This is a genomic window from Clostridium pasteurianum (genome assembly GCF_001705235.1).
Classification (GTDB): Bacteria; Bacillota; Clostridia; order Clostridiales; family Clostridiaceae; genus Clostridium_S; species Clostridium_S pasteurianum_A.
In genome coordinates this window covers 187398-204265 of sequence record NZ_MCGV01000001.1, presented here as the reverse complement: position 1 = coordinate 204265, position 16868 = coordinate 187398, and the positions used below count along the sequence as shown (strand labels likewise).

Below are 16868 nucleotides of genomic sequence, written 5' to 3'. Positions count from 1 at the left end.
TTATTAATAATGATGGAATTGGGGGCTTAAGTATGACAAGAAACGTTGGATATCCTGGAAAGCAGGGATTGTATGATCCAGCTTTTGAAAAGGACAATTGTGGAATAGGCTTTATTGCCAGTATAAAGGGCGAAAAAAGTCATGACATAGTTAAAAAAGGTATAGAAATTTTAGTTAATTTAACCCACAGAGGTGCTGTTGGCGCTGATACTAAAACTGGAGACGGAGCTGGAATAATGCTTCAAATACCAGATGAATTTTTTAGAATCAACTGTGAAAATTTAGGGATAGAACTTCCAAAGAGCGGTAAGTATGCAGTTGGAATGGTTTTTTTACCAAAGGAAACAGCATTATCTTATCAATGTGAAGGTATTCTAGAGAGAGCCGTAGAAGAACAGGGGCAGAAGGTTCTCGGCTGGAGGGTTGTTCCTAGAGATAATAGATCTATTGGAGAAACGGCTAAGGGCAGTGAGCCTGTTATTAAACAAATATTTGTAGGAAGTAACTGCGACAATCAAATTGATTTTGAAAGAAAGCTTTATGTAATTAGAAAAAGAGCTGAAAGTGAAGTTAAAAGACTTCTTGAAAGAGGCTCAGAATACTTCTATATATGCAGTCTTTCAAGTAGAACAATAGTATATAAAGGATTATTGCTTGCAGATCAAATAAAGAGTTTTTATATGGATTTAAATGATATAAACTTTAAAAGTGCAATTGCATTAGTACATCAAAGATATAGTACAAATACTTTTCCTACATGGGATTTAGCTCAACCATTTAGATTTTTAGCACATAATGGTGAAATAAATACCATAAGAGGTAATAGAAACTGGATGAATGCCCGTGAAGGGGTATTAAAATCTGATGTATTTGGCAGGAAAATTTCTGATCTATTTCCTGTTATAAATCCTAAGGGGAGTGATTCTACTTCTCTTGATAATGTGTTTGAACTTTTAGTTGCTGATGGTAGACAGCCGGCACAGGCACTTATGATGCTTATCCCAGAAGCATGGGAAAATAATGATAAAATGGAAAAGTGGAAGAGAGCATTTTATGAATATCAGGGAACTTTAATAGAGCCTTGGGATGGCCCTGCTGCAGTTGCTTTCACTAATGGTATACAGGTAGGAGCTGTACTGGATAGAAACGGACTTAGACCGGCAAGATATTTAATAACTAAGAATAATATAGCTGTTTTAGCTTCTGAAGCTGGAGTGCTTAAATTTGAGCCTGAAGAAATAGCTTATAAAGGGAAACTTCAGCCAGGAAAAATGTTCCTCATAGATACAAAAGAGGGAAGAATAATAGATGATGAAGAAGTAAAAAAGAGTATTTGTTGCAGTAAAGATTATGAGGAAATAGTTAACAGAAATAAATTTACTTTAGATGATTTTGAAGCTTCTGTAGGAGAAAAGGTAGTAAATGATGATATTTTAAAGGAAAAGCAACAGGCTTTTGGATATACCCTTGAAGATTTGAGAATCATACTTGGACCTATGGCTACAAATGGAAAGGAACCTTTGGGTTCCATGGGAAATGATACTCCTCTTGCTGTTTTATCAAATAAATCTCAGCTTTTATTTGAATATTTTAAACAGTTATTTGCACAGGTAACTAATCCTCCTATAGATCCTATACGAGAAGAAATGGTTACATCACTTATTAATTATATAGGTTCTCAGGGAAATATATTAAATAAGGATGCAGAGGATGTTCCTTTTATAGAAATAGATTCGCCAATTTTAACAGATCTCAATATGCAAAAAATAAAGAATCTTAGAAATAAGGATTTTAAAACTACAACTATTCCTATTACATTTAAATATGATACAGGAATTGATGGATTTAAAGAGGCACTAGAAAAAATTTGTGAGAGAGCTTCAAAGAGGATAAAAGAAGGATTTAATATAATTGTATTAAGTGATAAACATATAGATTCTTATGAAGCTGCAATACCAAGTTTACTTGCATTATCTGCTGTTCATCACCATTTGATAAAAGAGAAAACACGTACAAAAGTATCTATTATTGTGGAAACAGGAGAAGCAAGAGAAACTATGCATTTTGCACTTTTACTTGGATATGGTGCTACTGCAGTAAATCCTTATATTGCATTTGAATCTATAAGACAATTGGTAAGAGAAAAGGATATAGTAATAGAGGACGCAACTAAGGCAATAAGTAATTATATTAATGCTATAAATCATGGTATATTAAAGATATTGTCTAAGATGGGTATATCTACTCTTAGAAGTTACCATGGTGCTGAGATATTTGAAGCAATAGGTCTTAGCAGTGAGTTAGTAAATAAATATTTTGAAGGTACTCCATCTAGAATAGAAGGTATAGGAATAGATGTAGTTGCTAGAGAAGTTCTAAATAGGTACGAAAATGCGTTTAATAAAATAAGAAAGCCAGTATCTGTATTAAGCGTAGGAGGTCAATATGCTTGGAGAAAGAATGGAGAGTTCCATTTATTCAACCCAGATTCAATATATAGACTTCAAGTTGCTGCTAGAACTGGCAATTACAAAATGTTTAAGGATTATACTAAATTAATAGATAATCAGGATAAAAATCTTTGCACAATAAGAGGATTGTTTAAATTTAAAAACTTAAATCCAATATCAATAGATGAAGTAGAACCTGTAAGTGAAATACTAAAAAGATTCTGTTCAGGAGCTATGTCATTTGGTTCAATCAGTAAAGAAGCTCATGAAACTATTGCAATAGCAATGAATAGAATTGGCGGTAAGAGTAACTGCGGAGAAGGCGGAGAAGACAATGAGAGATATAAGACAGATGCTAATGGCGATTTAAGAAGAAGTGCTATAAAGCAGATAGCCTCTGCTAGATTTGGAGTAACCACAGAATATCTTGTAAATGCTGATGAACTTCAAATTAAAATGGCACAGGGTGCAAAACCAGGAGAAGGTGGACAGCTTCCAGGAAGAAAAGTTGATGTAAACATAGCCAGAGTAAGACATTCAACACCAGGAATAGACCTTATTTCACCACCACCTCACCATGATATATATTCTATTGAGGATTTAGCACAGCTTATATTTGATCTTAAATGTGTAAACCCATCAGCAAGAATAAGCGTAAAGCTTGTTTCTGAAGTTGGAGTAGGAACTGTAGCAGCAGGTGTTGCTAAAGCTCATGCAGATTCGATACTAATAAGTGGTCACGATGGAGGTACAGGTGCGGCACCATTATCTTCAGTAAAGCATGCTGGAATTCCATGGGAGCTTGGATTATCAGAAACTCAGCAGGTACTTCTTTTAAACAATTTAAGAAGCAGAGTTGTTCTTCAAACAGATGGACAGTTAAAAACAGGTAAGGATGTTGTAGTAGCTGCACTTTTAGGAGCAGAAGAGTTCGTATTTGCTTCTACTATACTTGTATCATTAGGCTGTTGCATGCTTAGAAACTGTCATCTTAATACATGTGAAATGGGAATAGCAACTCAAGATGAAGATCTTAGAAAGAAATTTAAAGGGAAACCTGAATATGTTATAAACTTCCTTACTTTTATTGCTCAGGAAGTTAGAGAATATATGGCACAGCTTGGCTTTAGAACAATAAATGAAATGGTTGGAAGAGTTGATAAAATAGAAGCAAAAGATGCTGTAACCCACTGGAAAGCAAAGGGAATTAATCTTTCAAAGATATTATATAAGCCTGATATGCCAAAGAGAATAAAACCATACTGTACAATAGCTCAAAATCATGGCTTAGATAAAATTATGGATTATAAACTGATTCAAATAGCAAAGGATGCTATAAATTCTGGAAAACCTGTAGTTGGAAATTTTGAAATTAAAAATGTAGATAGATCAGTTGGAGCTATGCTCAGCGGAAAAGTTGCAAAAGCATATGGAGAAAATGGACTTCCAGATGATACTATAAGATTTAATTTTATTGGTTCGGCTGGTCAGAGCTTTGGTGCATTTGGAATGAAGGGTATGACTCTTATTCTTGAAGGTGAAGCTAATGATTATGTAGGAAAGAGCTTGTCAGGTGCTAAAATAGCAATTAAAACACCTAAAAGGGCAACCTTTAAACAAGATGAAAATGTTATTGCTGGAAATACTATTCTATATGGGGCAACAAGCGGTAAATTGTTTGTTAATGGAATGGTTGGAGAGCGTTTTGCAGTAAGAAACAGTGGTGCATATGCAGTAGCAGAAGGTACAGGAGATCACTGCTGTGAATATATGACTGGTGGAATTGCTGTTGTACTTGGAAAGACTGGAAGAAACTTTGGCGCTGGAATGAGTGGTGGTATGGCATTTGTACTTGATGAGAATAATGATTTTGAAGATAAATGCAATACTGAAATGGTGGAAATTACAACCGATTATGATGATGCTGATGAAAAAGTTCTATATGATCTTATAAAGGAACATTATGAATATACAGACAGTGTTAAAGCAAAGAAAATACTAGAAAATTGGGACGAATATAAAGCTAAATTTAAAAAGGTTATTCCAACAGCATATAAATTAATACTTGAACAATCAAAGAAAAAAGCTGCTGCTGTTAATATGTAAGGGGGCTCAAAAATGGGAAAGGTAACTGGATTCAAGGAATTTAAGAGACAAAATTCATCACATCGTGCAATAAAGGAAAGAGTGAAAGATTATAAAGAAGTTTATATAAGAATGTCAAAGGAAGAACTTAGGAATCAAGGAGCAAGATGTATGGAATGCGGAACACCATTTTGCTCCTGGGGATGTCCTCTTGGAAATTTAATGCCTGATTTTAACGATATGGTTTATAAGGGTGAGTGGAAAAAAGCTTATGAAAGAATATCTTTAACAAGCAATTTCCCTGAATTCACAGGACGTATTTGCCCTGCTTTATGTGAAGGTTCATGTACTTTAGGAGATAATTTTGATGCGGTTTCAATAAATGAAATTGAATATGCAATTATTGAAGAAGCATATAAAAATGGATGGGTAAAACCACAAGTACCTAAAGTTAGAACAGGCAAAAGAATTGCTGTAATAGGCTCTGGACCGTCTGGACTTGCTGCAGCTGCAGAACTTAATTCAGTAGGGCACAGTGTTGTTGTGTTTGAGAGAGCAGATAAAGTAGGTGGACTTTTAAGATATGGTATTCCAGACTTTAAACTTGAAAAACATGTAGTTGACAGAAGAGTTGATATCATGGAAAAATCAGGAATAAAATTTATGACGTCTACTAATGCTGGATTTGACGTACCTACAGATGAAATATTAAAAGATTTTGATGTAGTGCTTCTTACAGGAGGTTCCACTATACCTAGGGATCTAAATGTTGAAGGAAGAGAAGGATTAAGTGGTGTGCATTTTGCTGTAGATTATTTAAAACAGCAAAATATGAGAAATGCAGGTGTTAAAATAGGGGGAGAAGAAATAACTGCAAAGGACAAAGTTGTCGTAGTTGTAGGCGGTGGAGATACTGGTTCTGACTGTATTGGTACTGCAATAAGGCAGGGAGCTAAGAAAGTATATCAGTATGAGATAATGCCTAAGCTTCCGACTAAGAGAGATGACTCTATGCCTTGGCCTTTATTCCCTAGACTATATAAGACTACTACTTCGCATGAAGAAGGCTGCGAAAGACTATTCTGTGTGTCTACTAAGAAATTAGAAGGCAAAAATGGAAAACTCGAAAATCTTAAAGGTGTAAAAGTTAAATGGGAAAAAGGTAAAGATGGTAGAATGTCAATGAACGAAGTTAAAGGCTCAGAGTTTGATCAAAAAGTAGATTTAATTCTTATAGCTATGGGATTTTTGCACCCTGAGCACAGTGGTATTATTGATGACTTAAAGTTAGAATTAGATGCTAGAGGGAATGTTAAAACTGATGATAATTTCATGACAAGTCATAAAAATGTGTTTGCAGCAGGAGATATGAAAAGTGGTCAATCTCTTGTAGTAAGAGCTATACACAGCGGCAGACAGGCTGCAAAATCAATAGATGAATACCTTATGGGTGAGACTTCACTTAGAGGCTAACATAAAAAATAAATGTTAATAAAAAGCGGTGGCTGATATTGAGAAGTCATCGCTTTTTATTAATTCATTTATATATTTAAGACTTGCAGTTTATAAACATTCTTAATTCTTCTTTCTTAATTTTTAATTTTCCTTAGATTGCTTTGCTCAATTGACAAGTCTCAAGGCATTTGATATTATAGTAATACAAAGTAGAGTATTATTGTCGGAATTAAGGAAGTGAGTTAATGAAATTATCTACTAAAGGTCGATATGGGGTTAAAGCAATGGTAGATTTGGCAATTCATTATGGTGAAGAGCCAGTTTCAATAAAGAGTATATCTGAGCGACAAAGAATATCAGAAGCATATTTAGAACAATTATTTGTTCCACTTAGAAAAGCTAGTTTGATTAAGAGCATAAGAGGATCACAAGGAGGATATGTTTTGTCTAAAGCTCCTAAAGATATATATATATCTAATATTTTTGATGTCCTTGAGGGACCTATAGAAATTTCAGATTGTATAGAAAATGATACTTGTGATAATAGCGATTATTGTGCTACGAGGCTTCTTTGGGTAAAAATAAAAGAGAGTATAGACCATGTAACTAAAACTATAACTCTTCAAGATATGGTAGATGATTATAATTCTATTAAACGTGATAAGAAAATAATTAAAGCATAATATTTTTGCGATTTATAGCTGCTTTTATTGACGACATTAGCTTTAATGTATGTGATAAATATAATAAGAATGCCCGTACATTTATTAAATTGTACGGGCATTTTTATTATATTTTGAGTATATTATAAAAAAAATATATCATACTAAAATTATGGTGATATATATGGTGAGAAGTAAAGAATTTATATTAAAAGATGTTTATTCTACTGAAGGAAATAAAGTAGGAGTAGTTGATGATATTATTTTGAATTTCAGTTCTGGATTTGTTATAGGATTTAAAATAAATAAGGGCAAATTTATAAATAAAAATTGTTATATTGGAACAGAAAATATCATTAGTTTCCACTCTAAAATGATTGTAAATTATAAGCCGTATGAGGGGAATTTCATAGAATTTAAAAATATAAAAAATATGGATGTAATAAACTATGATGGTACAATACTTGGAATGGTTGAAGAAATACTTTTTGATGAAAAAAGTTTTAAAATTAAAGGAATTATTGTATCAAGAGGGCTATTTGCAAATTTGATTTCTGGCAAAAAAGTCATACTTGAAGGTGATTATATGCTTGGCAGAGAAAACTTATTCTGCTTTTCAAACAGTAAAAATCTTAATTTTGTGAGAATGTTTCACTTCATAAATTCGAAAGATGATGAAAATGAAGAAAGTACATAAATATATTGCTTCATTTTTAATATTTGTTTTTATATGTATACTGCTATATTTTTTATTTAAAAAAGTAGCAATATTAAGTGAAATTTTGTACATAATTTTAATAGCATTTTTACTAGCATATACTCTCAAACCATTTCATATGTACCTTATGAGCATAGGTATAGGTAGCAGAAAATCAGCAGCTGTACTTTTAGCAGGAATAACGTTTTTATGTATTGCTTTTTTGTTCTTTTTAGTGCCATCAATATTTAAGGAAACCCTTAACATTGATATGACAAAAAATGAGATACAATACTGCATGGATTTTTTAAATAAGAAATTAAAACCAGCTTTAAGAGGAGCAGCAGGGGATACTTTAATAATTACTATATATTCTAAATTTAATAATGAACTTCATCTGATAATTTCTAAAACACTTAATTTTATTGTTAATATAGGCAAAAATATAGTTGATATAGCAATAATACCAATAATATCATACTATTTTTTAGCTGATGGGGATAATATAAAAAATAAAATATTAATTGTATTTCCTTTAAATTACAGAAGACTTATAAAAAAAATAATGAGTGATGTAGATAATGTATTAAGCAGGTATAATGTTACTCAAATAATTTTGTGTACATTGATTGGAGTACTTACATTCATTATACTTATAATATTTAAAGTGGATTATCCAATAATATTATCAATAGTAAATGGGTTATTTAATATAATACCATATTTTGGACCTATTTTTGGTGCAGTACCTGCTGTAATTATTGCTTTCTTAAAATCAACAAAAACTGGAATATATACTACAGTATTTCTTTATGTTATTCAAATAATTGAAGGAAATATAATATCGCCTAAGATGACAGGCGATTCTGTTAATATACATCCTCTAATAGTTATTTTGCTTCTAATAGCAGGAGAAAAGATAGCTGGCTTTTGGGGAATGATACTTGCAATTCCAGTTGGAGTTATCATAAAAGTAATTTATGAGGACTTAAACTATTACCTTTTTTAGTAAAGATATATTGACATGGATATAAATATTATTTATAATATAAATATTGGTTTATATTAAAGTGATGATAAGAATGAGTAAAATTAATTTGCATATTTAGAGAAGAAGTGTTTGGTGAAAACTTCTTATGTATTGATTTGAAGCTATCTTTGAACTTTTTGATGAGAGACACTTTTGTAGTGTAATTAGGGTGGTACCGCGGAAATTACAGCTTTCGTCCCTTATGTGTGTATAGGGGATGAAAGCTTTTTTGTATATTTACATAGCAAATTAGTTTGGAGGAGAATAATTATGGAATACATGGGATTAAACGATATTAGAGAAGCATATTTAAAGTTTTTTGAAGGAAAAGGACATTTAAGGCTTCCAAGCTTTTCATTAGTTCCGAAAAATGATAAGAGCCTTTTACTTATAAATGCTGGGATGGCACCATTAAAGCCTTACTTTACAGGACTTCAAACTCCACCAAGGACAAGAGTAACAACATGTCAGAAATGCATAAGAACAGGGGATATAGAGAACGTAGGGAAAACAGCTAGACATGGTACTTTTTTTGAGATGCTTGGTAATTTTTCTTTTGGAGATTATTTTAAAAAGGAAGTAATACCATGGGCATGGGAGTTTGTTACTGAGGTTTTGAAATTCCCTAAGGATAGAGTGTACATAACGATTTACCTTGATGATGATGAAGCTTTTAAAATTTGGACTGAAAAAGCAGGGGTTGCGCCAGAGAGAATATTTAGATTTGGTAAGGAAGACAACTTCTGGGAGCATGGTTCTGGACCATGTGGACCATGTTCTGAAATGCATTTTGATAGAAGAGAAAATCCTGAACTCTTTACAAGTAAAGAAAAATTCATAGAAGCACAGGATAATGATGATGTAATTGAATTTTGGAATTTAGTGTTTACACAATTTGATAGAGATGAAGAAGGTAATTATAACAAGCTTAAAAATCCTAATATTGATACAGGAATGGGACTCGAGAGAATAGCAACTATAATGCAGGATACAGATAGTATATTTGAAATTGATACTATAAGAGAAGTTCTTGATGAAGTATGTAAAATTTGCAGCGTAAAATATGGTGAAGACCATAAGAAAGATGTTTCAATTAGAGTAATAACCGATCATGTAAGAAGTGTAACTTTTATGATAAGTGATGGAATATTACCTTCAAACGAAGGAAGAGGATATGTTCTCAGAAGGCTTCTTAGAAGAGCAGCAAGACATGGCAAGACTTTAGGCATAAATAAAACTTTTTTATGCGATCTATGCGATGTTGTTATAAAAAATTCAAAGAATGCGTATAAAGAATTAGAGGAAAAGCAAGATTATATAAAGAATGTAATAGAAATAGAAGAAAAAAGATTTGATGAGACACTTGACAGCGGCATGGAAATATTGAAGAATTATATAGATGAGTTATCTGGCGAAAATAAGAAGATTTTATCTGGCGAAAATGCTTTTAGATTATATGATACTTATGGTTTCCCAGTGGAAATTACCCAAGAGATTTTGGAAGAAAAAGGTATTGAGATAGATATGAATGGTTTCCATGAGGAAATGGAAAAACAAAAGAATAGAGCAAGAGATGCAAGAGAAGAATCAAACTATATGGGAAAAGAAATAAAATCTGTAGATAAGCTGCCAGATTATGTTACAACTGAATTTGTAGGATATAATTTAACAAATGCAAATTCAAAAGTTGAAGTTTTAGTAAAAGATGATAAAATTGTTTCAACTCTCAATAAAGGCGATAGTGGAATTGTTATTACAGAAGAGACACCTTTTTATGCAGAAATGGGAGGACAAATTGGAGATAAAGGCTTTATAATTGGCAAAAATGGTGAAGCTGAAGTTATAGATTGTCAAAAGAATATCGCAGGAAAAACTTTGCATATAGTTAAAGTGACAAAAGGTTCTTTAAATAAGGATGAAAATGTTACCCTTGAAGTAAATTCTCAATATAGAAAAGATATATGTAAAAACCATACAGCTACGCATATGCTTCAAGCAGCACTAAAAGAGGTTGTTGGCAGCCATATAAATCAGTCAGGATCATATGTAGATACTGAAAGATTGCGATTTGATTTTACTCACTTTACTGCTCTTACTGATGATGAAATTCTAAAAGTAGAAAAATTGGTAAATAAAGAGATAATGAATGCTATTGATGTAAAGACAGATGTTATGTCTATAGAAGATGCTAAGAAGACTGGTGCCATGGCACTTTTTGATGAAAAATATGGTGATAAGGTAAGAGTTGTATGTGTTGGAGACTTCAGCAAAGAATTATGCGGTGGTACTCATGTTTCTAATTCTGGTGAAATAGGATTATTTAAAATAGTTTCTGAAACAGGTGTAGCAGCAGGCATAAGGAGAATAGAAGCTTTAACCGGAACAGCAGCTTTAAAATATACTGAAGAAAATGATTCTCTGATAAAAAATTTAGAGAGTGAACTTAAATGTTCTAAAAAAGATATATTAAATAAAATAAATCAGTATTATAATGAATTAAAAGAAAAGGATAAGGAAATAAATAATCTTAAAGAAAAATTAGCTTCAGGATTCGAGGATAACATAATAAATTCAGTAAAAGAAGTTAATGGAGTTAAGTATGTTTCATGTGAAGTAAAAGGTATAGGTGGAAATACACTCAGAGAATTATGTGATAAAATAAGAAGTAAAATTGGTGAAGGGCTAGTTTTACTGGCAAGTAAGGATGACAAAAAAGTACAATTTGTAGCAATGGCTTCTAAAGATGCAGTATCAAAAGGAGTTCATTGTGGTAAAATAATAAAAGAAGTAGCTTCAATTTGTGGCGGAAACGGCGGAGGAAGACCAGATATGGCTCAAGCCGGTGGAAAAGATGGAGAAAAGTTACAAGTAGCATTAAATGAAGTACAAAAAATTATGGAAAAATTAGTAAAGTAGTATACAATTACTATAATATGCTTTATAATATATAATATACTTGTATAAGTCTTTTGATAAACCAAAAAGGGGTGAGTGTAAATTGGGGAGTGAAAATAACGATAATACAATTGAGTTTGATGTATTAAAAAATAAGAAAGATCTAACAAAGGAAATATTAAGCGAGGTTTATAATGCCTTAAAAGAGAAGGGATATAATCCTATCAATCAATTAGTTGGGTATTTGATATCAGGAGATCCAACTTACATAACCAATTATAACGGTGCACGTGCTTTAGTAAGAAAGCTAGAGAGAGATGAGATACTTGAAGAGGTATTAAAATCATATCTTAGAATAAAATAAAGGTGCTCTTAGGGGCATTTTTATTTTATATAAATCCATTATAATGTGTTTAATTATTTGAAGAGGCGTTTCCTATATAGGCTTGATTGATTATTAATTATGTTTGAAAAATTTTTAGTATATTTTATTGAAGGAGATTTTTATGCGAATACTTGGTATCGATGTAGGTAATAAGACAATAGGAATTGCACTTAGTGATCCACTTGGATATACAGCTCAAGGTATAACTACTATAAGAAGAAAAAATGAAGAAGAAGATATAAAACAGTTGAAAGAATTGTGTGAAAAGTATGAAGTCGATACTATTGTATGTGGACTTCCCAAAAATATGAATGGTACAATTGGATTTCAAAGCGAAAAAGTACTTAAATTTTGTGATGTTATAAAGGAAAATATAAATGTGCCAATTAAAATGTGGGATGAAAGATTAACTACTGTAGCAGCCAATAAAGCGATGCTTGAGGCTGATCTTTCAAGGAAAAAGAGAAAAAAAATAGTAGATAAAATGGCAGCCACATACATACTTCAAGGCTATCTTGACAGCCTTGCTTAAGTAAAATGCATTTTAAAATATACTAGAATATACTGGAGGTTTAATTTCATGGATAATTATGTTGACAAAATAACACTTAAGGATGAAGAAGGTATAGAAAGAGAGTTTCAGGTAGTAACTAAGATGGATGTAGAGGACAAAGAATATGTAATTGTTGTTCCTGAAGATTCTAAGGATTCAGAAGCGATAATTCTTAAAATAGATAAAGACTCAAATGGTAATGATGTATTAATGACAGTTGAGGATGATAATGAATTTAATATAGTAAGTGAAGCTTACGAAACTTTGTTTTCACAAGATGATTTAAATTAAAATATATACGATAAAATAGTGGATGGGAGGTATGTAAGATGGCAAAATTATCTCCTTTAGAAATAGAAAAGTTGAAAAACAATCTTAAAGATAAGGGATATAAGCTTACTCCACAGAGGAGAGCTGTTTTGGATAGCATTATAAGCAATGAAGGAAAACATCTTACTGTTGAAGAGCTATATGATTGTGTCAAAATTGAATGCCCAGAAATAGGGTTAGCTACGGTTTATAGGACAGTCCAAATTTTAGATGAACTTGGAGTAATAAGTAAATTAGATTTAAATGATGGTCTTAGTAGATATGAATTGGTACACGAAAATGAGCATCATCAGCACCACCATTTGATTTGCACTGTTTGTGGAAAGGTAACAGAAGTACAGGGAGATTTACTTGATGATTTGGAGCAAAGTATACAGGATAAGTATGATTTCCTTATAAAAAATCACAGCGTTAAATTTTATGGAATATGCAGTGAATGTAGAAAAAAACTATAAATAATATTTATAGTTTAAATATAAACTAAATAAAAAAGGAGGGTAGATAATGCGTAGAGAAAAGGATAAAATTAAGATAATACCTTTAGGTGGAGTGAATGAGATAGGAAAAAATCTTACAGTTATTGAATATAGAGATGAAATAGCTGTTATAGATTGCGGTCTTAGTTTCCCCGATGAAGAAATGTTCGGTATAGATATAGTAATACCTGATATAACCTACTTATTAAAAAATAGGGAGAAGGTTAAAGGAATATTTTTGACTCATGGACATGAAGATCATATTGGTGCCTTGCCTTATGTTTTAAAAGAGTTAAATGTTCCTGTTTATGGTACTAAACTTACCATTGGTATAGTTGAAACAAAGCTTAAAGAGCATAACCTTTTGAGCAAGGTCGATTTAAAAGTAGTAAAACCTAGAGACATTATTAAACTAAATAGTATGTCTATTGAGTTTATCAGACAAAGTCACAGTATTGCCGATTCTGTAGCAATAGCAATACATACACCTATGGGCGTTATCTTTCACACAGGAGATTTTAAGGTGGATTATACACCAATAGATGGGTGCGTTGCAGATTTTGCAAGGTTCGCAGAATTAGGTAAAAGGGGCGTTCTTGCTATGATGTGCGATAGTACTAATGTAGAAAGAAAAGGCTACACGATGTCGGAAAGCACAGTAGGAGAAACTTTTAATAATTTATTTTCAAAGGCTAAAGGAAGGATTATAGTTGCAACTTTTGCATCTAATATTCACAGAATACAGCAGATAATTGAGTCAGCAGAATACTATAACAGAAAAGTTGCTGTTTCTGGCAGAAGTATGGAAAATATAGTTGCAGTTGCTATAGAACTTGGATATATTAAAGCTAATGAAGGTGTTTTAATAGGCATAGATGCCATAAATAGGTACCCAGACGATAAAATAGTTATAATTACAACAGGAAGTCAGGGCGAACCGATGTCTGCACTTACAAGAATGGCAGCTCAAGAACACAAAAAAGTAAAAATACAGGAAGGGGATATGGTAGTAATATCAGCTAATCCAATTCCTGGAAATGAAAAATTGGTTTCAAGAGTTATTAATCAATTATTTAAGAAAGGCGCAGATGTTATTTATGCAGCTCTAGCAGATGTTCATGTTTCAGGGCATGCATGTCAGGAAGAACTTAAATTAATGCATACACTTATAAAACCTAGATTCTTTATCCCAGTTCATGGTGAATACAGGCATTTAAAACAACATGCAGAGCTTGCAACTAGTCTTGGAATGTCTAAGTCTAATGTCTTGATCCCAGAGATTGGAGATGTTATAGAGGTAACAAGAAGCAGTATAAGAAAGACTGATACTGTAGTTGCTGGTAAAGTATTTGTAGATGGACTTGGAGTAGGTGATGTTGGTAATATAGTTTTGAGAGACAGAAAGCACCTATCACAAGATGGAATAGTGACTGTAGTTGTTACTATAGAAAAAGTAAGTGGTACTGTAATTGCTGGACCTGATATTATTTCAAGAGGTTTTGTATATGTAAGAGAATCAGAAGATTTAATGGAAGAGTCAAAAGAAATTGTAAAGACAGCTTTGAATGAATGTGAGGAAAAACATATTACAGAATGGTCAACAATAAAATCTAATATAAAGGATGTATTAAGAATATTCCTTTATGAAAGAACAAAAAGAAAGCCTATGATACTTCCTATAATTATGGAAGTATAATGTATAAAGTTATGTGAGACTTTTACAAAATTCAAATTCATAGTAATCAGTATTAGCTTATTATGAATTTGAATTTGTAATGTTACTTAATCACTTTTATAAGGAATGTAACTAAATTGCATAAGACTCAGCGCACGATGCAATTTGATAAATGTAAAAATATTTTTCTATGAAATTGTTTACTTGTATTTAAGTAAGTTGACTTTTTAAATACTTAATATTAAAATATTAATTGTTACTAGAAAATTGGGTGCTTTAGGTATCCAATTTTTATTTATGATTTTATATAATCATACGATAGAAATGTACGGAGGAAAAGAAATGGAAAAAATTACTAGAAATGACATAAGAAACGTTGCTATAATAGCCCATGTCGATCATGGTAAGACTACTCTTGTAGATGCCTTACTTAGACAAAGTCACGTTTTTAGAGCAAATGAGAAAGTTCAAGAAAGAGTTATGGATTCCAATGATTTAGAGAAAGAAAGAGGAATAACTATTCTTTCAAAAAATACTTCTGTTATGCATGAAGGAGTTAAAATAAATATTGTAGATACTCCGGGACATGCGGATTTTGGTGGAGAAGTTGAACGTGTACTTAAAATGGTAGACAGCGTACTTCTTTTAGTAGATGCTTTTGAGGGACCTATGCCTCAAACTAAATTCGTACTAAAAAAAGCTTTGGAACTTAAACTTAAACCAATAGTTGTAATAAATAAGATAGATAAGCCTAATGCAAGACCTATGGAAGTAGTAGATGAAGTTTTAGACTTGTTTATAGAATTAGGAGCAGATGAAGATCAGCTTGATTTTCCTATAGTTTATGCTTCTGCTAAAGCAGGTATTGCAAAACTTGATATTGATGATGAAAGTGATTCTATGGAACCATTATTTAAAACAATTATTAAATATGTAAAACCACCTGTAGGTTATATTGATGAGCCATTTCAAATGCTTGTTTCAACAATAGATTCCAATGAATATGTTGGAAGAATAGCAATAGGAAGAGTTGAAAGAGGTACTATAAAGAAGAATCAGCAGGCAGTTTTAATAAGGCGTGATGGAGCTAAAGAAAATGTAAAAATCTCAAGCCTATTTACTTATGAAGGTCTTAAAAGAGTTGATGCTGATAAAGTTGAATTTGGAGATATAGCTGTTGTTTCAGGAATACCAGACGTAAACATAGGAGAGACAATTGCAGATTCATCTAGACCAGAAGCACTCCCATTTGTTGATATTGATGAGCCTACATTAAGTATGTACTTTATGGTAAATGATTCTCCTTTTGCAGGAAGAGAAGGAGATTATGTAACATCAAGACATTTAAAGGATAGACTCCAAAAAGAATTAGAGACAAATGTAAGTTTAAGAGTAGAAGAAACTGATTCTCCAGATAGATTTAAGGTAAGCGGAAGAGGAGAACTTCATTTATCAATTTTAATTGAAACAATGAGAAGAGAAGGCTATGAATTCCAGGTATCAAAGCCAAGTGTAATATTTAAAGAAGAAGACGGCAAAAAAATGGAACCAATTGAAGAACTTACAATTGATGTACCTGAAGAATTTATGGGTGTAGTAATGGAAAAGCTTGGACCTAGAAAGGCTGAACTTGTAAACATGACTTCAGCAATAAATGGTTATACAAGATTGATATTTAAAATACCTTCAAGGGGTCTTATAGGCTTTAGAAGTGAGCTTATGACAGACACAAAGGGAAATGGAATAATGAACTCAGTTCTTACAGATTATGAGCCATATAAAGGTGATATTCCTGAAAGATCTAGAGGATCAATAGTTGTATTTGAACCAGGAGTTTCAGTTGTTTATGGATTATATAGTGCTCAAGAAAGAGGAAGACTATTTGTTGGTGCTGGAGTAGATGTTTATGAAGGAATGATAGTTGGAGAGTGCTCAAGAGCCGAGGACATAGAAGTCAATGTTTGTAAGAAAAAGCATCTTACAAATACGCGATCTTCAGGTGCGGATGATGCTTTAAAGTTAGTACCAATACCTGAAATGTCACTTGAAAAGTGTCTTGAATTTATTGCTTCAGATGAACTTGTTGAAGTTACTCCAAAGAGCATAAGAATGAGAAAGAGCATATTAGACACTAATTTACGTAAGAAAAAAAGATCTAGATAATTAGCTTAAGAG

At 32.0% G+C, this 16868-nt stretch carries 12 protein-coding genes and 1 other annotated feature; all 12 genes read left to right on the top strand.

Annotated elements, in window-relative coordinates:
* Positions 1-32 precede the first annotated feature (32 nt).
* The 12 genes from gltB (at position 33) to typA (ending at position 16856) form a co-directional block, all read left to right on the top strand.
* The gene (gene gltB / locus BEE63_RS00990; protein WP_066019608.1) at positions 33-4556 is read left to right on the top strand and encodes a glutamate synthase large subunit; all 4524 of its coding nucleotides are present in this window, start codon (positions 33-35) and stop codon (positions 4554-4556) included.
* A gap of 12 nt (positions 4557-4568) precedes the next feature.
* On the top strand, positions 4569-6008 hold the full coding sequence (locus BEE63_RS00985) for a glutamate synthase subunit beta (RefSeq protein ID WP_066019607.1): 1440 nt from the start codon (positions 4569-4571) through the stop codon (positions 6006-6008).
* Positions 6009-6235: 227 nt separating this feature from the next.
* On the top strand, positions 6236-6673 hold the full coding sequence (locus BEE63_RS00980) for an RrF2 family transcriptional regulator (protein WP_066019606.1): 438 nt from the start codon (positions 6236-6238) through the stop codon (positions 6671-6673).
* Between the two features lie 163 nt (positions 6674-6836).
* Complete coding sequence (locus BEE63_RS00975; protein WP_066019605.1) at positions 6837-7349, top strand: PRC-barrel domain-containing protein; 513 nt, start codon at positions 6837-6839, stop codon at positions 7347-7349.
* The gene (locus BEE63_RS00970; protein WP_242874631.1) at positions 7324-8358 is read left to right on the top strand and encodes an AI-2E family transporter; all 1035 of its coding nucleotides are present in this window, start codon (positions 7324-7326) and stop codon (positions 8356-8358) included. Before BEE63_RS00975 ends, BEE63_RS00970 begins: the two co-directional genes overlap by 26 nt.
* Before the next feature lie 55 nt (positions 8359-8413).
* Positions 8414-8583: a binding site (T-box leader), on the top strand.
* A gap of 66 nt (positions 8584-8649) precedes the next feature.
* Positions 8650-11295, top strand: a complete 2646-nt coding sequence (gene alaS, locus BEE63_RS00965; protein WP_066019603.1) for an alanine--tRNA ligase — start codon at positions 8650-8652, stop codon at positions 11293-11295.
* Between the two features lie 82 nt (positions 11296-11377).
* Positions 11378-11638, top strand: coding sequence for an IreB family regulatory phosphoprotein (locus BEE63_RS00960; RefSeq protein ID WP_066019602.1), 261 nt, complete (start codon positions 11378-11380; stop codon positions 11636-11638).
* A 142-nt stretch (positions 11639-11780) separates the two neighbouring features.
* Positions 11781-12191 carry a Holliday junction resolvase RuvX gene (ruvX, locus tag BEE63_RS00955; protein ID WP_066019601.1) on the top strand — a complete coding sequence of 137 codons (411 nt, stop codon included), beginning with the start codon at positions 11781-11783 and terminating at the stop codon, positions 12189-12191.
* 48 nt (positions 12192-12239) lie between these two features.
* Positions 12240-12503, top strand: a complete 264-nt coding sequence (locus tag BEE63_RS00950) for a DUF1292 domain-containing protein (protein WP_066019600.1) — start codon at positions 12240-12242, stop codon at positions 12501-12503.
* A gap of 38 nt (positions 12504-12541) precedes the next feature.
* On the top strand, positions 12542-12997 hold the full coding sequence (locus BEE63_RS00945) for a Fur family transcriptional regulator (RefSeq protein ID WP_066019599.1): 456 nt from the start codon (positions 12542-12544) through the stop codon (positions 12995-12997).
* Between the two features lie 49 nt (positions 12998-13046).
* A complete protein-coding gene (locus BEE63_RS00940) occupies positions 13047-14714 on the top strand; it encodes a ribonuclease J (RefSeq protein WP_066019598.1) in 1668 nt (555 codons plus the stop codon).
* Positions 14715-15035: 321 nt separating this feature from the next.
* Positions 15036-16856: a translational GTPase TypA gene (gene typA, locus BEE63_RS00935; protein ID WP_066019597.1), complete on the top strand. Its 1821-nt coding sequence runs from the start codon at positions 15036-15038 to the stop codon at positions 16854-16856.
* Positions 16857-16868 lie beyond the last annotated feature (12 nt).

Bases quoted from the DNA above. Each gene is read 5' to 3' on its own strand.
- alaS (WP_066019603.1), top strand. From the start codon at position 8,650: ATGGAATACATGGGATTAAACGATATTAGAGAAGCATATTTAAAGTTT.
- gltB (WP_066019608.1), top strand. From the start codon at position 33: ATGACAAGAAACGTTGGATATCCTGGAAAGCAGGGATTGTATGATCCA.
- BEE63_RS00975 (WP_066019605.1), top strand. From the start codon at position 6,837: ATGGTGAGAAGTAAAGAATTTATATTAAAAGATGTTTATTCTACTGAA.
- BEE63_RS00985 (WP_066019607.1), top strand. From the start codon at position 4,569: ATGGGAAAGGTAACTGGATTCAAGGAATTTAAGAGACAAAATTCATCA.
- BEE63_RS00950 (WP_066019600.1), top strand. From the start codon at position 12,240: ATGGATAATTATGTTGACAAAATAACACTTAAGGATGAAGAAGGTATA.
- BEE63_RS00940 (WP_066019598.1), top strand. From the start codon at position 13,047: ATGCGTAGAGAAAAGGATAAAATTAAGATAATACCTTTAGGTGGAGTG.
- BEE63_RS00970 (WP_242874631.1), top strand. From the start codon at position 7,324: ATGATGAAAATGAAGAAAGTACATAAATATATTGCTTCATTTTTAATA.
- BEE63_RS00980 (WP_066019606.1), top strand. From the start codon at position 6,236: ATGAAATTATCTACTAAAGGTCGATATGGGGTTAAAGCAATGGTAGAT.
- ruvX (WP_066019601.1), top strand. From the start codon at position 11,781: ATGCGAATACTTGGTATCGATGTAGGTAATAAGACAATAGGAATTGCA.
- BEE63_RS00945 (WP_066019599.1), top strand. From the start codon at position 12,542: ATGGCAAAATTATCTCCTTTAGAAATAGAAAAGTTGAAAAACAATCTT.
- typA (WP_066019597.1), top strand. From the start codon at position 15,036: ATGGAAAAAATTACTAGAAATGACATAAGAAACGTTGCTATAATAGCC.